Source organism: Micromonospora sp. NPDC050200 (genome assembly GCF_040656135.1).
In the GTDB taxonomy this organism is placed as follows: domain Bacteria; phylum Actinomycetota; class Actinomycetes; order Mycobacteriales; family Micromonosporaceae; genus Micromonospora.
In genome coordinates, this window is the sequence record NZ_JBFALG010000014.1 from 110,511 (window position 1) to 131,056 (window position 20,546).

17 protein-coding genes are annotated in these 20,546 nt (G+C 75.4%); 11 read left to right on the forward strand and 6 right to left on the reverse strand.

From position 1 onward, the window contains the following. Positions 1–17: 17 nt before the first annotated feature. From AB0I41_RS12545 to AB0I41_RS12555, 3 genes are all read left to right on the forward strand, one after another. Positions 18–1,451: an RNB domain-containing ribonuclease gene (locus tag AB0I41_RS12545; protein ID WP_357105603.1), complete on the forward strand. Its 1,434-nt coding sequence runs from the start codon at positions 18–20 to the stop codon at positions 1,449–1,451. Positions 1,452–1,654: 203 nt separating this feature from the next. Next, positions 1,655–2,353, forward strand: coding sequence for an NADPH-dependent F420 reductase (gene npdG / locus AB0I41_RS12550; RefSeq protein WP_357105605.1), 699 nt, complete (start codon positions 1,655–1,657; stop codon positions 2,351–2,353). 61 nt (positions 2,354–2,414) lie between these two features. Beyond that, positions 2,415–2,858, forward strand: coding sequence for a VOC family protein (locus AB0I41_RS12555; RefSeq protein WP_357105608.1), 444 nt, complete (start codon positions 2,415–2,417; stop codon positions 2,856–2,858). Positions 2,859–2,902: 44 nt separating this feature from the next. On the opposite strand, the gene panB is transcribed toward AB0I41_RS12555, so the two are convergent. Together panB and AB0I41_RS12565 are read right to left on the reverse strand one after the other, a co-directional pair. Further along, a complete protein-coding gene (panB, locus tag AB0I41_RS12560; RefSeq protein WP_357105611.1) occupies positions 2,903–3,748 on the reverse strand; it encodes a 3-methyl-2-oxobutanoate hydroxymethyltransferase in 846 nt (281 codons plus the stop codon). A 161-nt stretch (positions 3,749–3,909) separates the two neighbouring features. Next, positions 3,910–5,670 carry an NAD+ synthase gene (locus AB0I41_RS12565; protein WP_357105614.1) on the reverse strand — a complete coding sequence of 587 codons (1,761 nt, stop codon included), beginning with the start codon at positions 5,668–5,670 and terminating at the stop codon, positions 3,910–3,912. A 217-nt stretch (positions 5,671–5,887) separates the two neighbouring features. On the opposite strand from AB0I41_RS12565, the gene glnA reads away from it, so the two are divergent. From glnA to AB0I41_RS12585, 4 genes are all read left to right on the forward strand, one after another. Continuing rightward, on the forward strand, positions 5,888–7,237 hold the full coding sequence (gene glnA / locus AB0I41_RS12570; RefSeq protein WP_357105617.1) for a type I glutamate--ammonia ligase: 1,350 nt from the start codon (positions 5,888–5,890) through the stop codon (positions 7,235–7,237). A gap of 80 nt (positions 7,238–7,317) precedes the next feature. Further along, positions 7,318–7,743 carry a DUF350 domain-containing protein gene (locus AB0I41_RS12575; protein ID WP_357105619.1) on the forward strand — a complete coding sequence of 142 codons (426 nt, stop codon included), beginning with the start codon at positions 7,318–7,320 and terminating at the stop codon, positions 7,741–7,743. A 35-nt stretch (positions 7,744–7,778) separates the two neighbouring features. Beyond that, on the forward strand, positions 7,779–8,471 hold the full coding sequence (locus tag AB0I41_RS12580; RefSeq protein WP_357105622.1) for a WYL domain-containing protein: 693 nt from the start codon (positions 7,779–7,781) through the stop codon (positions 8,469–8,471). A 233-nt stretch (positions 8,472–8,704) separates the two neighbouring features. Continuing rightward, positions 8,705–9,082, forward strand: a complete 378-nt coding sequence (locus AB0I41_RS12585) for a VOC family protein (protein WP_357105625.1) — start codon at positions 8,705–8,707, stop codon at positions 9,080–9,082. 317 nt (positions 9,083–9,399) lie between these two features. Here the strand turns inward: AB0I41_RS12585 and AB0I41_RS12590 are convergent, their stop codons facing one another. Together AB0I41_RS12590 and AB0I41_RS12595 are read right to left on the reverse strand one after the other, a co-directional pair. Then, positions 9,400–9,897 carry a hypothetical protein gene (locus tag AB0I41_RS12590; RefSeq protein WP_357105627.1) on the reverse strand — a complete coding sequence of 166 codons (498 nt, stop codon included), beginning with the start codon at positions 9,895–9,897 and terminating at the stop codon, positions 9,400–9,402. Positions 9,898–10,083: 186 nt separating this feature from the next. Beyond that, positions 10,084–11,013 carry an LD-carboxypeptidase gene (locus AB0I41_RS12595; protein WP_357105630.1) on the reverse strand — a complete coding sequence of 310 codons (930 nt, stop codon included), beginning with the start codon at positions 11,011–11,013 and terminating at the stop codon, positions 10,084–10,086. Positions 11,014–11,093: 80 nt separating this feature from the next. Between AB0I41_RS12595 and AB0I41_RS12600 the strand changes: the two genes are divergently transcribed. Beyond that, a complete protein-coding gene (locus AB0I41_RS12600) occupies positions 11,094–11,861 on the forward strand; it encodes a type 1 glutamine amidotransferase (protein WP_357105632.1) in 768 nt (255 codons plus the stop codon). 1 nt (position 11,862) lies between these two features. After that, positions 11,863–14,907 carry a bifunctional [glutamine synthetase] adenylyltransferase/[glutamine synthetase]-adenylyl-L-tyrosine phosphorylase gene (locus AB0I41_RS12605; RefSeq protein ID WP_357105635.1) on the forward strand — a complete coding sequence of 1,015 codons (3,045 nt, stop codon included), beginning with the start codon at positions 11,863–11,865 and terminating at the stop codon, positions 14,905–14,907. A gap of 12 nt (positions 14,908–14,919) precedes the next feature. Here the strand turns inward: AB0I41_RS12605 and AB0I41_RS12610 are convergent, their stop codons facing one another. Beyond that, a complete protein-coding gene (locus AB0I41_RS12610; protein WP_357105638.1) occupies positions 14,920–16,515 on the reverse strand; it encodes a methyltransferase domain-containing protein in 1,596 nt (531 codons plus the stop codon). Positions 16,516–16,617: 102 nt separating this feature from the next. On the opposite strand from AB0I41_RS12610, the gene AB0I41_RS12615 reads away from it, so the two are divergent. After that, a complete protein-coding gene (locus AB0I41_RS12615; protein WP_357105641.1) occupies positions 16,618–17,232 on the forward strand; it encodes an XRE family transcriptional regulator in 615 nt (204 codons plus the stop codon). Between the two features lie 285 nt (positions 17,233–17,517). Here the strand turns inward: AB0I41_RS12615 and AB0I41_RS12620 are convergent, their stop codons facing one another. Continuing rightward, on the reverse strand, positions 17,518–19,101 hold the full coding sequence (locus tag AB0I41_RS12620) for a hypothetical protein (protein WP_357105644.1): 1,584 nt from the start codon (positions 19,099–19,101) through the stop codon (positions 17,518–17,520). 44 nt (positions 19,102–19,145) lie between these two features. On the opposite strand from AB0I41_RS12620, the gene mptB reads away from it, so the two are divergent. Further along, positions 19,146–20,546, forward strand: coding sequence for a polyprenol phosphomannose-dependent alpha 1,6 mannosyltransferase MptB (mptB, locus tag AB0I41_RS12625; protein WP_357105646.1), 1,401 nt, complete (start codon positions 19,146–19,148; stop codon positions 20,544–20,546).

Genomic DNA, 20,546 nt, shown 5'->3' on the forward strand with positions numbered 1-20,546 from the left:
ACTGCCAGGATTGGCCCGTGGTCATCCGACGCGTACTGGCGCCCCGCATCGACTTCGGCGCGCTGCGCCGCGAGCTGGGACTGCCCGAGGGCTTCCCGGACGCGGCGCAGCGCGAGGCGGACGAGGCCGCCGCCGCGCCGCCGGCCGCCGGGGCCGACCGCACCGACGTCCCGTTCGTCACGGTCGACCCGGCGACCTCGCGCGACCTCGACCAGGCGATGCACCTCGCCCGCCGTCCCGGTGGCGGCTACCGCGTGCGGTACGCCATCGGCGACGTCGCCGCGCACGTACGCCCCGGCGGCGCGCTGGAAGAGGAGACCTGGCGACGCGGGCAGACCGTCTACCTGCCCGACGGCAACGTCCCGCTGCACCCGCACACCCTCAGCGAGGGGGCGGCCAGCCTGCTGCCCGACGTCGACCGGGCGGCGGTGGTCTGGACCATCGACCTCGACGCCGACGGCGCGACGACCGGCGTCGCGCTGGAACGCGCCCGGGTCCGCAGCCGGGCCAAGCTCGACTACGACGGGGTGCAGGCCGCCGCCGACGCCGGGCGGCTGCCCGAACCGATCGCCCTGTTGCCCGAGATCGGCGTCCTGCTCACCGCCCGGGGCCTGCGCCGGGGCGCGGTCAACCTGCCCCTGCCCGAGCAGGACGTCGAGCCCGACGGCGACGGGTGGCGGCTGGTGCTGCGCGGCCCGGTCCCGATGGAGGACCACAACGCGCAGATCTCCCTGCTGACCGGGATGGCCGCGGCCGACATCATGCTCGCCGGCCGGATCGGGCTGCTGCGCACCATGCCGCCGCCGAAGCCCGAGGCGGTGGCCCGGCTGCGCGCCGCCGCCGCCCCGCTCGGCGTGCGGTGGCCCGACGGCGTCGGCGTGGGCGAGGTGCTGGCCGGGCTGGACGCCTCGCAGCCCCGGGCCGCCGCCTTCGTCGACCAGGCGGCGGAGCTGATGCGGGGTGCCGGGTACACGGCGTTCGACGGCGAGCTGCCCGAGCAGCCGGAGCATGGCGGGGTCGCGGCCGCGTACGCCCATGTCACGGCCCCGCTGCGCCGGCTGGCCGACCGGTACGCGACGGAGGCCTGCCTGGCCCTGCACGAGCAGCGACCGGTGCCCGACTGGGTCCGCGCGGCGCTGCCGAAGCTGCCCGAGGTGATGGCCGCGACCGACCGGACGGCGGGCGCCGCCACCCGGGGCGCCATCGAGCTGGCCGAGGCGGTGCTGCTGCAACACCGGGTGGGGGAGATCTTCGAGGCCGCCGTGCTGGACGTGGCCGCCCCGCCGAACGGGCAGTCGAAGCCCGGGCGCCCGCCCGGCGGCACGGTGGCGCTGGACGCCCCGCCGGTCCGCGCCCGCTGCACCGGCGAGCTGCCGCTCGGTGAGCGGATCCGCGTCCGCCTGGTCACCGCCGACCCCGCGGCCCGCAAGGTCCTCTTCGAGCGAGCCTGAACCGCCCCGCCCCGCCCCGCCCCGCCCACGCTCCACCCCCACCACCCCCGTGACGACCCCGCGCGCCCCTCAAGATCCGCGCACTTTCCGAGAAAGTGTGGCTTTCCGGCCCGTGAAGGCCACACTTTCTCTGAAACTGCGCGCACGCGGCACGCGGCGGGTGGCGGGTGGGCGGGGGCGGGGCGGTTTGCGAGGATGGCTGCATGGCTTACGACGCGACCACGCTGCCCGACGTCTCCGGGCTGACCGTCGGCATCATCGGTGGCACCGGCGACCAGGGGCGGGGCCTCGCCTACCGGTTCGCCCGGGCCGGGCAGACCGTGCTGATCGGTTCCCGTTCCGCCGAGCGGGCCGCGGAGGCCGCCGCCGAGATCGCGGCGCTGCCCGGCCTCCCGGCCGGGGTGGACGTGACCGGGGCCGACAACGACGAGGTGGCCCGGCGCAGCGACGTGGTCGTCATCGCGGTGCCGTGGGACGGGCACGCCGCGATCGTCGCCGCCCTCGCCGAGTCGCTCGCCGGCAAGATCGTGGTCGACTGCGTCAACCCGCTCGGCTTCGACAAGCAGGGTCCGTACGCCCTCCCGGTCGCCGAGGGCAGCGCGGTGCAGCAGGCCGCCGGCCTGCTGCCGGACTCCCGGGTCTGCGCGGCGTTCAACCACGTCAGCGCGCCGCTGCTGGCCGACCCGGAGATCGACCGGATCGATCTGGACGTGCTGATCTGCACCGAGGACCGGGAACTCGTCGACATCGTCGGCGCGCTGGCCGCCCGGATCCCCGGCATGCGCGGCGTCTACGCCGGCCGGCTGCGCAACGCCCACCAGATCGAGGCGTTCACCGCCAACCTGATCGCCATCAACAAGCGCTACAAGGCGCACGCCGGCATCCGCGTCACCGACCTCTGAGCAGTCCGCCGCGACACCGGGGTACGGCGGCGCTGTCGTACCGCCGGGGCATCATCGCCGGATGGAATGGCAACTGGTGATCGACTGTCGGGATCCGTCACGCCTCGTCGCGTTCTGGGCGGAGGCGCTGCGATACCGGCCCCAACCACCGCCGGACGGGCACCCGACCTGGCGGGCCTGGTACCTGGCCAACGGCATCCCGGCCGACGAGCTGGGCGACGGCGACTGCCTGGACCGGCTGGAGGACCCGACCGGGGCGGGCCCGCGGATCTGGTTCCAGCCGGTCCCGGAGTCCCGGTCGGTCAAGAACCGGCTGCACATCGACCTCAAGGTCGGTGGCGGCCGGGGCGTGCCGGTCGCCGAGCGGCGGGTCGCAGTCGACGCCGAGGTGCGCCGCCTGACCGGGCTCGGGGCGCGGGTGTCGGGCTCGATGGACGACCCGGAGAACGGCTACTACTCCGCCCAACTCGCCGACCCGGAGGGCAACGAGTTCTGTGTGGTCTGAGTGGGCAGCGGTGCGGCCCGGACGCCGCACCGCTGCCGTCGTACTCAGAAGGTGTGTTCGGCGGCGGGAAACTCGCCGCCGCGCACCTCGTCGGCGAAGCGGCGGGTGGCCTCGGTGAGCGTCCCGGCGAGGTCGGCGTACCGCTTCACGAAGCGTGGCGCCTTGCCGGTACGCAGTCCGGCCATGTCCTGCCAGACCAGCACCTGGGCGTCGGTGTCCGGGCCGGCGCCGATGCCCACCGTCGGGATCGGCAGCTCCGCGGTGATCCGCTTGGCCACCTCGCCCGGCACCATCTCCAGCACCACCGCGAAGGCGCCCGCCTCGGCCACCGCCCGGGCGTCGGCGATCACCTCGTCGGCGGTGTCGCCCCGCCCCTGGACCCGGTAGCCACCCAGGGTGTGCTCGCTCTGCGGGGTGAAGCCGATGTGCGCCATCACCGGGATGCCGGCGCCGACGATCGCGGCGATCTGGTCGGCGCAGCGCCGCCCGCCCTCCAGCTTCACCGCGTGGCAGCCGCCCTCCTTCATGAACCGCACCGCCGTGCGCAGGGCCTGGGTCGGGCCCTCCTCGTACGAGCCGAAGGGCAGGTCACCGACGATCAGCGACTGCCGGGTCGCCCGGACCACGGCCCGGACCAGCGGCAGCAGTTCCTCGACGGTCACCGGCAGGGTGGTCTCGTAGCCGAACACGTTGTTGGCCGCCGAGTCGCCGACCAGCAGCACCGGGATGCCGGCGGCGTCGAAGATCGAGGCGGTGTACTGGTCGTACGAGGTGAGCATCGGCCAGCGGTCGCCGCGCTCCTTGGCGGCGATCAGGTCGCGGGTGCGTACCCGCCGGGTGGCCGGGCCGCCGTAGAGGGCGGTCACCTCGGTCGGGGTGGACTCCACCATGGCTGTCTCCTTTCCTCGAGGCCGCCGTCGCGGTCCCCGGGTTCCGCCGCGATCGTCGCACCGGACGACCGCCTCACGGCAGGGCACAGTGCCGGATTTCACTCGGCGGAATCGGCGCGGCGGGACCGGGACGGGCCGCCGCCGCGCCGGGAAGGGCCCGCTCAGCCGTGCTCGCGCCAGCGGTTGGTGATGGGCAGCCGCCGGTCCCGTCCGAACGCCTTCATGGAGATCTTCGTGCCCGGCGCGGACTGCCGGCGCTTGTACTCGGCGAGATCCACCAGTCGGAGCACCCGGTCGACGAGCGCCGGGTCGTGACCGGCCTTCACCAGCCCGTCGCGGCCCAGGTCCCCGTCGACGTAGCCGATCAGGATCGGGTCGAGCACCTCGTACTCGGGCAGGGTGTCGCTGTCGAGCTGGCCGGGGCTCAGCTCGGCCGACGGCGGCTTGCCGATCGAGCTCTCCGGGATCGGCGGGGTCTCGCCCCGGCTGGCCGCGTCGGCGTTGCGCCACTTCGCCAGCCGCCAGATCAGCGTCTTCCAGACGTCCTTGACCGGGTTGAACCCGCCGACCGAGTCGCCGTACAGGGTCGAGTAGCCCACCGCCAGCTCGCTCTTGTTGCCGGTGGTGAGGACCAGGTGGCCCTCCTGGTTCGACAGCGCCATCAGGATCACGCCCCGGACCCGGGCCTGGAGATTCTCCACCGTCACCCCGGAGAGCGACATGTTGGCCAGGAAGGTGTCCACCATCGGCTGGATCGGCTCGACCCGGTAGTCCAGGCCGGTCCGCTTGCCCAGGTCCTCGGCGTCGGCGCGGGAGTGCTCCGAGGAGTGCTGACTGGGCAGGGACACCCCGACCACCCGTTGCGGCCCGAGCGCGTCGACGGCGAGCGCGGCCGCCACCGCCGAGTCGATGCCGCCGGACAGGCCCAGCACCACCGACGGGAAGCGGTTCTTGTTGACGTAGTCGCGCAGGCCGAGCACCAGCGCGTGCCACACCTCGGCCTCGTCGGCGACCGGTTCCAGCACCCCGCCGGCGGCCGCCGGGCCCGGTGGCGCGGGGGGAATCGCCGAGACCTCCCGTCGGACCAGCCGCATCCCGTCGGCCAGTTCGGCGGTGTCCGCGCCCCGCTCACCCGCCTCGGGCAGCTCGACGTCGTGCACCAGCAGGTGCTCCACGAACTGCGGGGCGCGGGTGAGCAGGGTGCCGTCGGCCGCCACGATCATCGAGTCGCCCTCGAAGACCAGCTCGTCCTGGCCGCCGGTCATGTTGACGTACGCGATCGTCGCGCCGGCCTCGGCGGCCCGGCGGCGGACCAGCGGCAGCCGGATGTCGTCCTTGTTCAGCTCGTACGGCGAGCCGTTGATGTTGACCACCAGCCCCACACCGGCCTGCCGGGCCACCGCGAACGGGCCGCCGGCCTGCCAGAGGTCCTCGCAGATGGTCAGCGCGACGTCCACCCCGCCGACCCGGACCACCGTGAGGGTGTCGCCGGGGACGAAGTAGCGGTCCTCGTCGAAGACGCCGTAGTTGGGCAGGTGGTGCTTGAAGTAGGTGGCGACGATCCCGCCCCGGTGCAGCAGCGCGACGGCGTTGCGGGCGCCCCGGCCCGGCTGGGCGTCCCCGCTGACCTGCGGCGGGCCGTCCGCGTCCAGGTAGCCGACCGCGACCGGCAGATCGCCGAGTCCGTCCGCGGCCAGGTCGGCGGCGAGCCGCTCCAGCGCGGCCTTCGACGCGGCGACGAAGGAGCGGCGGAAGACCAGGTCCTCGACCGGGTAGCCGGTCAGCATCATCTCCGGGAAGGCGACGAGTTGGGCGCCGGCGTCGGCCGCCTTGTGGCTCCAGGCGCGGACCAGCTCGGCGTTGCCGGCGAGGTCGCCGACGGTCGGGTTGACCTGTGACAGGGCGAGACGCAGGGTGGGCATGTCCTCATCTTGCCCCAGCGCTGACGAACCGAACCGGTGGCCGGGACGAGACGGCGACCACCCGCGCGGGAGCCCGGCCACCGGCGGGCGGGACACGGCGGGACGGGCGCCGGCGCTTCGCGTAACGTCGGCGTAACGAGGCCCGGGGAGACTGGGCGGTCAGGTCGGGCACAGCCCGGTCGAAGGCGGAGAAAGAGTGTCGCGAGGGGTTGGGGAAGTGGACCGTCAGCAGGAGTTCGTCCTCCGTACGCTGGAAGAGCGGGACATCCGGTTCGTCCGGCTGTGGTTCACCGACGTGCTCGGCACGCTCAAGAGCGTGTCGGTCGCCCCCGCCGAGCTGGAGGCGGCCTTCGAGGAGGGCATCGGCTTCGACGGCTCCGCGATCGAGGGCTTCGCCCGGGTCTTCGAGTCCGACATGGTGGCCATGCCGGACCCGACCACCTTCCAGGTCTTCCCCTTCGAGGGCGGGGTCAGCGGCGAGAGCGCCCGGATGTTCTGCGACATCCTGCTCCCCGACGGCGGTCCCTCCTGGGCGGACCCGCGGCACGTGCTGCGCCGGATGCTGTCCAGGGCGGCCGAGAAGGGCTTCACCTTCTACACCCACCCCGAGATCGAGTTCTTCCTGCTGGAGAACGGCCCCCAGGACGGCTCGGTGCCGACCCCGGTGGACACCGGCGGCTACTTCGAGCACACCACGCACGCCGTCGCGCGGGACTTCCGCCGCCAGGGCGTGCTGGCCCTGGAACGGATCGGCATCTCGGTGGAGTTCAGCCACCACGAGGTGGCCCCCGGCCAGCAGGAGATCGACCTGCGCTACGCCGACGCGCTGACCACCGCCGACAACATCATGACGTTCCGGCACGTGGTCAAGGAGGTGGCGCTCTCCACCGGCGTGCAGGCCAGCTTCATGCCGAAGCCCTTCACCGACCAGCCGGGCAGCGGCATGCACACCCACCTGTCGCTGTTCGAGGGGGAGCGCAACGCGTTCCACGACGCCGGCGACCCGATGAAGCTCTCCAAGGTGGCCAAGTCGTTCATCGCCGGCCTGCTGATGCACGCCCGGGAGTACACCGCGGTCACCAACCAGTGGGTCAACTCGTACAAGCGGCTCTTCCCGCTGGCGCTGCCGGACCGGATCACCGAGAGCCCGGCGTACGTCTGCTGGGGTCACCTGAACCGGTCCGCGCTGGTCCGGGTGCCCGCGTACGGCAAGCCGAACTCGGCCCGGGTGGAGGTCCGCTCGCTGGACTCGGCGACGAACCCGTACCTCGCCTTCGCGGTGCTGCTCGGTGCCGGCCTCAAGGGCATCGAGGAGGGCTACGAGCTGCCGCCGGGCGCCGAGGACGACGTCTGGTCGCTGACCAGCGCCGAGCGCCGCGCCATGGGATACGAGGCGCTGCCGGAGAACCTGGCCGAGGCGATCGACGTGATGGCCGGCTCGGAGCTGGTCGCCGAGGTGCTCGGCGAGCACGTCTTCGACTTCTTCCTGCGCAACAAGCGGGCCGAGTGGGAGCAGTACCGCCGCGAGGTCACCCCGTACGAGCGGCAGCGCTACCTGTCGCTCTAGATCACGGTGGCGCGGTGCCGCTATCGTCTCGATCACCGCGCCGGCACCCCCGCCGGGCGTAGGAGGTCGGGAGGCCGTCGGTGCTGGAGGATCTGCTCACCGGAGCATGGCAGAGCGTCGTGTTCGGTGTCGTCGGGGTGGCGCTGATGGCGGCCGGCTTCGTGCTGGTCGACCTGCTCACCCCCGGCAGGCTGCGGGAGCTGATCTGGGTGCGGCGCAACGGCAACGCCGGGTTGCTGCTCGCCGCCAACCAGCTCGGCATCGCCGGGATCGTCTTCACCGCGATCCTGACCAGCTACAGCGACTTCACCAAGGGGCTCGCCTCCACGGTGATCTTCGGGCTGATCGGGCTGGCGATCATGGCACTGGCCTTCTTCGTGCTCGACCTGCTCACCCCCGGCCGGCTCGGCGAGATCATCTGCTCGGACGAGCCGCACCCGGCGGCCCGGGTCAGCGCCGCCACCCACTTCGGGGCCGCGCTGATCGTCTGCGCCTGCATCGCCTGAGCGCCACTGTCGTACCCCCGGCTTAGCCTCCGGGGGTGAACCGGACCGACCGTCTCTACGCGCTGGTGGAGGAGCTGCGGGCGGTGTCGCCCCGGCCGCGCAGCGCGCGCTGGCTGGCCGGGCGCTTCGAGGTGAGCACCCGCACCATCGAGCGGGACATCGCCGCGCTGCAGGGCTCCGGCGTGCCGATCTGGGCCGAGCCCGGCCGCACCGGCGGCTACGTGGGCGACCGGGCGCACACCCTGCCGCCGGTCAACCTGACCGCCGCCGAGGCGGTCGCGATGGCCGTCGCGCTGCACCGGCTCGACGGCACGCCGTTCGCCGGGGCGGGCGCCACCGCGCTGCGCAAACTGCTGGCGGTCATGCCGGCCGCCGACGCGGCCGAGGCGCACCGGCTCGCCGGCCGGGTGCACCTGATCGGCGACGGGCCGGCCACGCCCGTCCCGGCCGCCGTCGCCGACGCGGTCTCCGCGCGGCGCGTGCTCCGCCTGCGGTACGCCGACCGCGCCGGCACGGCTTCGGTACGCGAGGTCGAGCCGCTGGGCTACCTCGGCAACCCCCGCCACTGGTACCTGCTCGCCTGGTGCCGGCTGCGCGACGGGCTGCGCTGCTTCCGTACCGACCGGATCCTCGGGGTGGAGGCGTTGCCCGAGCTGGTCGCGCGGGAGTTGCGCCTCGGCGACCTGGACATCCCGCACGAGCGGGTCCGCGCGCTGAGCCTGGTCTGAGCGCCCCCGCGCCGGCTCCTGCCGGCCGGCTTCCGCATGGCGGTTGTCGGGGCGGGCCGCGTGCGGCGAGCTCCGGCGCGGCCCGACCGCGGAGGACGGGGCCCGGCTGGCAAGAGGGCGCCACGTCGGGCTCGCCGTCGGAAAACACCGACAGGACGGTGTCGCCGGCCGGGTCGAGGCTGACTCCTGACGAGCCCGGCCGACCGGCCGGCGCGCGGAACGGGAGGCGACCCATGTCCACGATCACCAACGCGGTCAGCTGGTTCGAGATCGGCACCGACCGGCCGGAGGAGACCGGGAAGTTCTACACCGACGTGTTCGGCTGGGCGTTCGACGAACAGGGCAGCCCGGAGGCGTCGTACCGGGTGGTGGCGCCGGGACCGGAGGGGTCGATCCAGGGCGCCGTCCGGGCCACCGGCGGGGCCGGCCCGAACTACGCGGTGTTCTACGTGCAGGTGGCCGACGTGGCCGGGACCTGCCGGCAGGCCGAGGCGGCCGGCGGCAAGGTGCTGGTGCCGCTGAAGTCGAACGACAACGGCCTCACCTTCGCCCACCTGCTCGACCCGGCCGGCAACCACTTCGGCGTCTTCGCGCCGCCCGCCGGGGCGTGAGCCCGCCGCCTGCCCGCCCCGGCGCGGTCGCCCGGCGGGCAGGCGGCTGCCCCGGAAGGCGTTGCCGCAAGGTGCGAGCTCTCACGAGAAGCCCGGCCGTCGAGGGTGAACCCCCGACGAGTCCGACGTGGACGTCGCCGGCGTTCCCGCCGGCGGGCCGTACCTGCGGTGGCCGGACCCCGTCCGCCCGGCAGCGCCGCCGGGGCGGACGACCGCCGTGCGCGGTGGATCGGGTACGGAGGGCGGCCCCGCCGCGGGGGTGGTCCGGCCGGGAGGAGAACAGGCGGCCGGGGAGGGGAACGGCGGGGCCACCCAGGTCACCTGCCGGTCATACCCTCGCCGTGGTGGCCACGGCCGCCCGGGCCCGGGAAGACGCCGGCCTCGACGGCCTTGGTGATCGCGTCGGCCTGCTCCTGGGTGAGCTTACCGTCCTTGACCGCCTGGGCCAGCCGGTCCTCGAGCGCCGCCTGCCGGTCCTTGAGCGCCCCCTGCCGCTCCTCGCCGGAGGGACGCTCCGGGCGGTCGGCCTTGTGCTGCTCGCGCAGCTTCTCCAGCGCGGCGGTCACCTTGTCGGTGGGGACGCCGAGCTCGGTGGCCAGGGCCTCGGCGAACTCGCCCTGCCGATCGGCCCGCCGCTCCTGGCGGTCGGCCTTGCGCTCCTGGCGGTCGGTGCCCTGGTCGGCGCCGCTGCTGGCGCTCGGCGACGGGGTGGCGCCCTCGGCGAAGGCCACCGCCGGGGCGGCGATCCCCACGCCGAGCACTCCGGCGGCGGCCAGCCCGACCAGCAGGCGCTTCTTCGAGATCGTGCGGGACATCAGTCCTCCAGTGATCGGTGGTGGTGCGATGACCTCACCGACAGTGACCACCAAACCTGGAGAAAACCCGTCCCGACACTGTGCCCCAGCTGAAAATCCCACCCCCACCCCTGTTGATCAAGAAATTCGCGCCCGCGCAGGCGCCTTCCCGGACGCCGAACAACGGGCGGGGCGCCGGCGCCGGGGTCAGTGGACGGCGGGGGAGACGGTGAGGGTGCCGGTGGTGGCGTCGAGGGTGGCCTCGGTCCCGACCGGGACGGTCAGCTGGCCCTGGCCGTGGCCGACGGGGAGGCCGCCGAGGACGGGGACGCCCAGGTCCCCGAGACGCTCGGTGAGCACGTCGACGATCGTGGTGTCCCAGCCGTCGGCGCAGTCGGTGAACTGGCCGACCGCCACCCCGGCCACGCCGTCCAGCACGCCGGCGCGGCGCAGGTGGGTGAGCATCCGGTCGACCTTGTACGGCGGTTCCTGCACCTCCTCGACCAGCAGCACCGCGCCGGTGAGGTCGGGCAGGTCCGGGGTGCCGATCGAGGCGGCGATCAGGCAGAGGTTGCCGCCGAGCAGCGGACCGACCGCCCGACCGGACACCCGTACGGCGAAGGTCTCCTCCGCCGGCACCGCGTCGACGGTCACCGGCTCGGTGGTCATCAGCGCGGCGTGCAGCGACTCCGCCGAGCGCAGCGGGGTCCGCTCGTCGAGCCAGGCCGCTCCCGGGCCGTGCACGCCGGCCAGCCGGGCGCCCCGCCAGAGCGCGAACTGCAACGCGGTGATGTCCGAGAAGCCGGCGACCACCTTCGGGTCCCGCCGTACCGCGGCCATGTCGATCAGGTCGACCACCCGCTGCGCGCCGTAACCGCCCCGGGTGCAGATCACCCCGCGCACCTCCGGGTCGGCGAACGCGGTGTTCAGGTCGGCGGCGCGCAGCGCGTCGTCGCCGGCCAGGTAGCCCCGCCGGGCGTACGCGTTCGGCGCCAGCACCGGGCGCAGCCCCCAGCCGGTCAGCAGCTCGATCCCCCGGGCCACCCGCTCCGGCCGGGTCGGTCCGGAGGGCGACACGAGCATCACCGTGTCGCCGGGGCGCAGGACCGGCGGGCGCAGGCATTCTTCGGTGATCACAGCGGCAGAGCCTAACCCGCGCCGGGACAGCGGCCGAGCCGTTCCGGGTGGGCGGCGACGCACCCGCTAGCCTCGACACCGTGGCGACCGCGCTGGTGATCGAGAACGACCCGACCGACGACCTCCGCCGGCTGGGGGAGTGGCTGACCGAGGGGGGCCTCGACCTGCGGGTGCTCCGTCCGCACGCCGGCGACGCGCTCCCCGCCGACCTGGAGGGGTACGCCGCGCTGGTGGTGCTCGGCGGCGAGCAGCAGGCGTACCCGCTGCCCGACGGCAGCCCGGGCGCGCCCTGGTTCCCGGCGCTGGAGGGGCTGCTGCGCAAGGCGGTCCGCCACCGGGTGCCGACCCTCGGCGTCTGCCTCGGCGGGCAGCTGCTCGCCACCGCCCACGCCGGCCTGGTGGAGCGGAGCCCGTCCGGGCCCGAGGTGGGCCCGGCTGTGGTGGGCAAGCGGGACGCCGCCGACGGCGACCCGCTGTTCCGGTACGTGCCGCTGATCCCGGACGTGCTCCAGTGGCACTCCGACGAGATCACCGAGCTGCCCCGGGGCGCCACCCTGCTGGCCGCCTCCACCCGCTACCCGCACCAGGCGTTCCGCCTCGGCGACCGGGCCTGGGGTCTGCAGTTCCACATCGAGTGCGACACCGCCATGATCGCCGACTGGGCCCGGGACTCCGACCTGCTGGCCGAGCTGGGCTACGACCCGGAGCTGGTGGTGGCCGCCTGCGACCGGGTGATGGCCGACGTGGAGGAGGTCTGGCAGCCGTTCGCCATCCGGTTCGCCGCGCTGGCCCTCGGCGAGTTGGACGACGACACCCCCCGGCGCAGCCTGCCGCTGCTCGGGCAGTGAGATGACCAGACCGGCCAGGGGACGGCTCGCCCGGTACGGCTTCGGCACCGCCGAGGGGGACGGTGGCGCCCGCGCGGCCGACCTGCTCGGGCCGGACGGGCTCGGGCTGTGGCGCGTCGAGGAGCAGGAGCCCACCGACGAGCCGGCCGCCGAGCTGCTGGCCGCGCTCTCCCGGGCCGCCGGGCCGGACCTGGCCCTGCGTCAGCTGCACCGCCTGGTCGAGGCGGAACGCCGCGCCGCCGGTAGCGGCAGCGGCGGTGGCCCGGCCGGCACCGCCACCTCCGCGCTGCTCGACGCGGTGCACGCCGACCCGGGACTGCGCCGCCGGTTGGTCGCCGTGCTCGGCGCCTCCTCGGCGCTCGGCGACCACCTGGTCGCCAATCCGCAGCAGTGGAGGGTGCTGGCCACCGCCCCGGACGGGCTGGCCCCCACCGCCGACGGTCGGCTGGACCTCGCCACCGCCGGGCGGCTGACCGCCGCCACCCAGCCGGTGGCGGTGCTGCGGCAGGCGTACCGGTTGGCGCTGCTGCGGATCGCGGCGGCCGACCTGACCGGCGGGCGTGGCCTGGAGCAGATCATGGCCGCGCTCTCCGCGCTGGCCGACGCGACCCTGGTGGCGGCGTACGAGATCGCCGTCGACGAGTTGCCCGAGGGCACGCCCCGGCCCCGGCTCGCGGTGGTCGCGATGGGCAAGTGCGGCGGCGACGAGCTGAACTACGTCTCCGACGTCGACGTGATCTTCGTGGCCGCCGACGACGCGGACCTTACCGTCGCCACCACGGTCGCCACCCGGCTGATCCACGTCTGCGGGCTGGTCGCCTGGCCGGTGGACGCCGCGCTGCGCCCCGAGGGCAGCCGGGGGCCGCTGGTGCGCACCCTCGCCAGCCACGTTGCCTACTACCAGCGCTGGGCCCGGACCTGGGAGTTCCAGGCCCTGCTCAAGGCCCGGCCGGCGGCCGGCGACCTGGCCCTCGCACGGGAGTGGATCGACGCGCTCGCCCCGCTGGTCTGGACCGCGGCCGAGCGGCCCGAGGCGGTCTCCGACGTCCGGGCCATGCGCCGCAGGATCATCGAGAACATCCCGCCGAAGGAGCTGGAACGCGAGATCAAGCGCGGGCCGGGCGGGCTGCGCGACATCGAGTTCGCCGTCCAGCTGCTGCAACTGGTGCACGGGCGGGGCGACGAGTCGCTGCGGGCGGCCGGCACCATCCCGGCGCTGCGCGCGCTCGTCGCCGGCGGCTACGTCGGCCGCGCCGACGGCGAGGCGTTGCTGCGCGGGTACCGCTTCCTGCGCGGCGTCGAGCATCGGCTCCAGCTCCAGGGCCTGCGCCGCACCCACACCGTGCCGACCGAGCCGGCCGCCCTGCGCTGGCTCGCCGCCGCGCTCGGCTGCACCGCCACGCCGGGCCGCACCGCCGTGGAGAGCTTCCGCGCCGAGTGGGTCGCCCACGCCACCGAGGTACGCCGGCTGCACGCCAAGCTGCTCTACCGGCCGCTGCTGGAGTCGGTGGCCCGGGTGCCCGCCGACGGGCTGCGGCTCACCCCGGAGGCGGCCCGGCACCGGCTGGAGATCCTCGGCTTCGCCGACCCCGCCGGGGCGCTGCGTCACCTCCAGGCACTCACCGGCGGGGTCAGCCGCACCGCCGCGATCCAGCGGACCCTGCTGCCGGTGCTGCTCAGCGAGTTCGCCGACGCCCCCGAGCCGGACCGCGGCCTGCTCAGCTACCGGCAGGTCTCCGACAAGCTCGGCAGCACCCCCTGGTACCTGCGGCTGCTGCGGGACTCCGGGCCGGTGGCCCGCCGGCTGGCCCGGGTGCTGTCCACCTCCCGGTACGCCGCCGACCTGCTGGCCCGGGAGCCCGAGGCGCTGCGGCTGCTGGCGGAGGAGAGCGAGCTGGCCCCGCGTACCCGGGAGGTGCTCTGCGACGGCTTCACCGCCGCCGCGGCCCGTTACCCCGACCCGGAGCAGGCGATCCGCGCGGTGCGCGCGCTGCGCCGGCGGGAGCTGGTCCGGATCGCCTGCGCCGACCTGCTCAGCCGGGCCGGCGGGCTCGCCCCGCGCCCGGAGCGGGGCTCGCCGGCCGCTCCGCTGGCCGACGTCACCGGGGTCGGCACCGCGCTGGCCGACGTCACCGACGCCACCCTGGCCGCCGCGCTGCGCGCCGCCCGTGCCGCCCAGCCGGCACCGCCCGGCCTGCGGTTCGCCGTGATCGGCGTGGGCCGGCTCGGCGGGTACGAGTCGAACTACCTCTCCGACGCCGATGTGCTCTTCGTCCACGACCCGCCCGCCGGGGCCGACGAGAGCGCGGCCAGCGCCGCCGCGCACGGCATCGCCGAGGAGCTGCGCCGGCTGCTCGGCGTGCCCGCCCCCGACCCGCCGCTCGGCGTCGACGCCGACCTTCGCCCCGAGGGTCGGCAGGGCCCGCTGGTACGCAGCCTCGCCGCGTACGCCCAGTACTACGCCCGCTGGTCGAAGGTGTGGGAGGCGCAGGCGCTGCTGCGCGCCCGGTTCGTCTGCGGCGACGCCGACCTGGGCGCCGAGTTCGAGGCGCTGATCGACCCGGTCCGCTGGCCGGCCGACGGGCTGACCCGCGAGCAGGTGGTGGAGATCCGCCGGATCAAGGCCCGGGTGGAGAACGAGCGGCTGCCCCGGGGCGCCGACCCGGCCACCCACACCAAGCTCGGGCGGGGTGGCCTGGCCGACGTCGAGTGGGCGGTGCAGCTGCTCCAGCTCCGGCACGCCGGGGCGTACCCGCAGCTGCGCGGCACCCGTACCCTCGACGCGCTCGCGGCGGCCCGGGACGCGGGCCTGGTCGACCCGGCGGACGCCGCCGGGATGGCCGCCGGTTGGACGCTCGCCGCGCAGGTCCGCAACGCGCTCATGCTGGTCCGTGGCCGGGCCGGCGACCAGCTGCCCCGGCACGGCGTGGAGCTGGCCGGGGTCGTCCGGCTGCTCGGCCGCGACGACCCCGGCGAGTTCCTCGACGAGTACCTGCGCACCGCCCGCCGCTCCCGGGCGGCCATGGAACGGGTGATGGAGGCCTGATCCCCGGCGCCGTCAGCGGCGGCGCACCAGCACCAGGTGGTCGACCAGGGCGGCGGGCTGCCCGTCCGGGCCGGTGACCTCGCGCCGGGGCGCGTCCAGCCGCTCGGTCCGCCACCCGTCCGGGTCCAGGTCGAGTTCGGCCAGCGTCTCCTCCGGGGTGGGGAAACGTAGCTCCGGGTGGGCCAGTCGGGACCACGGCGGGACCTCGCCGTGCTCGACGATCAGCAGCCGGCCCCCGGGCGCCACCGCCCGCGCCGCCGCCCTGAGCACCTCCGCCCGGGGGAACTCCAGCGGCGACTGGAGGAACTGGGCGGAGACCAGGTCGAACACGCCTTCCGGGAAGGTGCGGGTCAGGTCGTGCCGCCGGAAGTCGATCCGCGACGCCACCCCGGCCGTGGCCGCCTCGGCCGCCGCCCGGTCGAGGGCGGTGGCGGAGACGTCCACCGCGGTCACCCGCCAGCCCCGACCGGCCAGCCAGATCGCGTCGCCGCCCTCGCCGCAGCCGAGGTCCAGTGCGGTGCCGGCCGGCAGTGGGCCGGCGACGTCGACCAGGTGCGGGTTGGCCCGCCCGCTCCAGACCTGGTCCCGCCCCTGGTAGAGCGCGTCCCAGAACCGGGCCGTCTCCTCGTCCCCCGCGTCGCCGGCCCGCCGTGCGGCCACGGCCTCGGCGGTCTCCTCGGCGATCAGGTCGGCGTTGAGCGCCGCGCCGGCCTTCATGCCCGCCGCGGCGGCGGCGATCACGGTGGCCTGCGGGTCGGTCACGTTGCCGGCCACCCAGACGCCCGGCACCGCGGTCGCCCCGCCGGCGTCGGCGGCGACATGACTGCCGAGCACCTGCCCGCCGACGACGAACTCGCTGGGCTTCAGGTCGAGACCGGCCAGCAGGTCGGCCCGCGCGGTGAACGCGGGCCCCACCACCAGCGCCTGCCGAGCGACCAGCTCGCCGGAGCGCAGCCGTACGCCGGCCAGCCGGTCGTCGGTCACCTCCAGCGCCGTCACCTCGCCCTCGACCACCCGTACGCCCCGGGCGGCGAGCTGCTCCGCCTGCTCCGGCGGCAGCGGTGGCCCGGTGTGCGTGAACACCACCACGTCGTCGGTGAGCTGGCGGAACAGCAGCGCCTGGTGGGTGGCCATCGGCCCGGTGGCCAGCACGCCCACGGCCCCGTCCCGCACCTCCCAGCCGTGGCAGTACGGGCAGTGCAGCACGTCCCGGCCCCACCGCTCGGCCAGGCCCGGGATCGCGGGCAGCTCGTCGACCAGCCCGGTGGTGACCAGCAGCCGCCGCGACCGTACCCGCCGCCCGTCGGCCAGCTCCACGTCGAACCGGGCCCCGCCCGAACCTTCGACCCGACGGGCCGTGGTGGCCGTGCCGTCGACGACCTCGACGCCGTACCCGGCGACCTCGGCGCGGCCCGTCGCGTACAGCTCGGCGGGGGCGACGCCCTCGCTGGTCAGGTAGTTGTGCACGTGGGCGGCGGGGGCGTTGCGGGGCGTGCCGCCGTCGATCACCAGCACCGACCGGCGCGACCGGCCCAGGGTGAGCGCGCCGCTGAGCCCCGCCGCGCCGCCGCCGACCACCACCACGTCGTAGGTCAGGTGTTCCCTCATCGTCGTGTCCCTCCCGCGGCGGGTCCGTCCCGCCCACGCTCAGGATCGTCCGCGCGACCCCCCGACTTGACAAGAAGTGTTGCCGAGATGGCAAATGGGGAGGTGACGGAAGACGGTAGCAGTCCCGACGGGGTGCTGACGGCGGTCGGGCCCCGCCTGCGGGCGCTGCGCCAGCAGCGCGCCGTGACGCTGGCCCAGCTCTCCGCCGCCACCGGCATCTCGGTGAGCACCCTGTCCCGGCTGGAGTCCGGCGGCCGCCGCCCCACCCTGGAGCTGCTGCTGCCGCTGGCCCGGTTCCACCGGGTGCCACTCGACGACCTGGTCGGCGCGCCGGACACCGGGGACCCCCGGGTCCGGCTCCGGTCGGTGGTCCGCAACGGGGTCACCATCGTGCCGCTGACCCGCCGCCCCGGCGGGGTGCAGGCCTACAAGATGATCTACCCGCCGCGCGGGCCGGCGGGGGAGCCGGAGCAGCAGGTGCACGAGGGGTACGAGTGGCTCTACGTGCTCTCCGGGCGGTGCCGGCTGCTGCTCGGCGGGCACGACCTGACCCTGGAGGCGGGGGAGGTCGCCGAGTTCGACACCCGTACGCCGCACTGGTTCGGCAACCCGCAGGACACCCCGTTGGAGATCCTCAGCCTCTTCGGGCCGCAGGGGGAGCGGCTGCACGTCCGCGCCCGCCCCGCGCCGGTACGCCGCGACACCGACCCGGCCTGACCCGACCTGTCCGGCCCGGCCCCTCCTGCCCGGCCGGTCCTGGCTCGACCCGTCCTGCCCTTCCTTGTCCTGTGCCGACCCGTCTTCGACCGACCCGGTCTGGCCGAGCCGAGGGTGGAGACCCTGTGGAGCTGAGGACACAGACGGATCAGCGCATCCGCGCGGTGGCCTTCCGCCGCCCTACGGACCCGGCGCCACCGCCGTGAATCGTTTGCGACGTCAGCTCCAAAGGGCGTGGAGGAGACACCCTGGGTCCGGCCGCCCACCGGCGGTCGGCGGCGGCGTTCACCCGCTCAGGGTGTACGTGCCGGCGCGCGGCACGGCGACCGTGGTCCAGTCCCCGTCGGCGGCGACCGTCGCCCCGTCCGAGGCGGTCAGCCAGCTGGAGTGTCGGACCCGGACCGGGACCGTCCCGGCGGTCGCAGTCCGGAAGGTCAGCGAGGCACCATCCTGCCGGACCAGCTCGCCCGGGGCGGCGACGATCGGCGTCGGGTCGGTCACCAGGTACAGCCGCCAGTGCCGGTCCGCCCACACCTCGGTGAGATAGGGCAGGCCCGACCCGACCAGCTCGGCCTCGGCCCGGCCGACCCAGGACAGCGGCGCGTCGGGGACGGCGACGTACTGCACGGCGAACTCGTCGAGCCAGGCCCGGTAGCTGTCGGCGGTCAGCGGCACGCCGGTGCCGGCGGCCCCGGGCACCGTGGTGAAGAAGAGCGGGTTGCGGTCGATGTCGGCCTGCCGCAGCCAGCCCCGGGCCAACGGCACCTCGCCGAGCCGCGCCGCCTCCCAGTAGTCCCGGGTCGGCGGCACCTCCACCCGGCCGGTGACACCACGCCGGGTCAGCTCGGCGCGGAGCGGGTCGAAGAAGGCCCGTCCACTGGTCGGGTCGCCGATGCCGACCAGGTCGGCGGCGACCACCGGTGGCTGCCACCAGCACACCACCGCCAGCAGCACCGCGAGCGCGACCCCGCCGACGCGGCGGCCACGCGGCGCGGGCAGCCGGCCGGCGATCCGGCGCGGCGGCCGGGCGGCGGCGGCCAGCACCGGCAGCGCGAACATCACCACCAGCCGGGTGGCGTTCAACCCGACCGGGGTGTGCACCGACGACGCCGCCAGCACCCCCGCCGCCGCCAGCAGCGCCCCCACCCGCACCGGCCGGTACGCCACCAGCGCCGCGACGAGGAGGCTGGCCAGCACCGCCCGCAGCGTGTCGGTGCGGCTGATGTTCATCCAGCCGCCCTCGCCGAAGAGCAGCCCGGTCACCCCCAGCGGCAGCGCGGCGGCGACGCCGAGCAGCAGGCCGTCGGCGTACCGGTGGGTGAGCAGCAGCGCCGCGCCGGCCAGGCCGACGAAGAGGCCGGCGACGGGGCTGGTCGCCGAGGCCAGCAGCGCGCCGGCCGCGACCAGCACGGGACGCGCCCAGCGGCGGCCGGGCGGGGCGTGCGCCGGCAGGGTCAGGGCGAGCAGCGCGGCCAACCCGAACGCGACGCCGAGGGCGTACGTGACCCGGCCGGAGACCAGGTTGCCGGCGATGGTGAGCACCCCGACGAGGCTGCCGAGCAGCGGACGGGGCACCGGCGTGCGCACCAGCAACGCGGCGAACGCGGTGGCCGCCGCGACCAGCGCGAGGACGCCGGTGACCCGGACTCCGAGGGCGGCCATCAGCGGCGGGCTGACCAGGCTGTAGCCGAGCGGGTGGATGCCGGCGTACCAGCGCAGGTCCACCAGGGCGGTGCCGTGCGCGGCGAAGAAGTCGGCCCGGGCCACCTGGGCGGAGAGGTCCGAGCCCATCGGCGGCAGGGCCAGCCACACCCCGCCCGCCACGGCGGCGCAGACGGCGGTGAGCCCCACCACCCTGCTGCGCCGCATGCCCACCTCCGGTCCGCGACCACCGTACTGGCAGCATGTCGGACGTGTCTCACCACCTCACGCGCTGGATCGGTCTGGCCGGGTCGGCGCTGCTCGCCGTCGCCGCGTACCTCGGTGGCGCGCTGCCGCACTCCCCGCTGCGGCCCACCCCGGTCAGCATCTGGCAGGGCCGGCACGGGCCGCTCGTCGTGGGCGCCTGGCTGGTCGGCACCGCGCTGATGGCCTGGGCCTGGTGGTCGCTGCGCGACCGGGTGCCGTCCGCCCGCTGGGCGCTGGTCACCGCCGGGCTCTGGCTGGTCCCGCTGCTGGTCGCGCCGCCGCTGGGCAGCCGCGACGTCTACGCGTACGCCTGCCAGGGCGCGAGCTACGCGGCCGGGATCAACCCGTACGAGCAGGGCGTCTCCACGCTGCCCTGCCCATGGCTGGACACCATCTCGTACATCTGGCGGGACACCCCGGCACCGTACGGCCCGCTCTTCGTGATGATCTCCGGTGCGGTCGTCAGGGCCACCGGCTCGCTCTACGCCAGCATGGCGCTGTTCCGGCTGATCGCCGTGGCGGGAGTGGCGCTGACCGCCTGGTGCCTGCCGGTGCTGGCCCGCCGCTGCGGGGTGCCGGTGCGCCGGGCGCTCTGGCTGGCGCTGGCCTCCCCGCTGGTCGGCGTGCACCTGGTCTCCGGGGCGCACAACGACGCGCTGATGGTCGGGCTGCTGGTCGCCGGGCTGGCCGTGGTGGCGGCCCGACCCGGGCGCCCCGGCCCGCTGCTGGCCGGGGGAGTGCTGCTCGGGCTCGCCGCCGCCGTCAAGGTCACCGCGCTGGTCGTGGTGCCGTTCGCCGCGCTGGCCGCGATCGTCGGGCCGTACCGGATCAGGGCGCTGCTGCGCGACGGCGGCCCGGTGGTCGGCGGCGCGCTCGCCGCGGTGGTCGGGGCGACCCTCGCCGCCGGCCTCGACTTCGGCTGGGTCTCCGGCCTGGCCCGCGGCGGCGACGTGATCGCCTGGACCTCGCCGCCCACCGCGGTCGGGCAGACCGTCGGGTACGTCGCGGCGCTCTTCGGCGCGCACGTCGACGCGCTGCCGGTGACCCGGGCGATCGGCGTGGCGGTGCTCGCCGTGCTGCTGGTCCGGCTGTGGTGGCGGGCCCGCACCCGCGACCCGCTGTGGCACGCGGGGCTGGCACTGGCCGCCACGGTCGCACTGGCCCCGCTCTTCCACCCCTGGTACTGGACCTGGCCGCTGACCGTGCTGGCCGCCACCGCGCTGCGCACCGGCTGGCTCGGCGTGGTCACGGTGGTCTCCTCGTTCCTGGTGCTGGCCGACGGCACCGGCCTGGCCCGGTACACCAAGATGCCCGGTGCGCCGCTGATGACGCTGTTGGTGATCGTGGTGGCCGTCCGGTTGGTACGGTCGGCCCGGGCGGCCCGCCGGCCGGCCCCCGTCGACTGA

Excerpts from the sequence above, each read along its gene's own strand:
- npdG (WP_357105605.1), top strand. The coding sequence starts at position 1,655 with ATGGCTTACGACGCGACCACGCTGCCCGACGTCTCCGGGCTGACCGTC.
- AB0I41_RS12555 (WP_357105608.1), top strand. The coding sequence starts at position 2,415 with ATGGAATGGCAACTGGTGATCGACTGTCGGGATCCGTCACGCCTCGTC.
- panB (WP_357105611.1), bottom strand. The coding sequence starts at position 3,748 with ATGGTGGAGTCCACCCCGACCGAGGTGACCGCCCTCTACGGCGGCCCG.
- AB0I41_RS12565 (WP_357105614.1), bottom strand. The coding sequence starts at position 5,670 with ATGCCCACCCTGCGTCTCGCCCTGTCACAGGTCAACCCGACCGTCGGC.
- AB0I41_RS12585 (WP_357105625.1), top strand. The coding sequence starts at position 8,705 with ATGTCCACGATCACCAACGCGGTCAGCTGGTTCGAGATCGGCACCGAC.
- AB0I41_RS12590 (WP_357105627.1), bottom strand. The coding sequence starts at position 9,897 with ATGTCCCGCACGATCTCGAAGAAGCGCCTGCTGGTCGGGCTGGCCGCC.
- AB0I41_RS12605 (WP_357105635.1), top strand. The coding sequence starts at position 11,863 with ATGACCAGACCGGCCAGGGGACGGCTCGCCCGGTACGGCTTCGGCACC.
- AB0I41_RS12610 (WP_357105638.1), bottom strand. The coding sequence starts at position 16,515 with ATGAGGGAACACCTGACCTACGACGTGGTGGTGGTCGGCGGCGGCGCG.
- AB0I41_RS12620 (WP_357105644.1), bottom strand. The coding sequence starts at position 19,101 with ATGCGGCGCAGCAGGGTGGTGGGGCTCACCGCCGTCTGCGCCGCCGTG.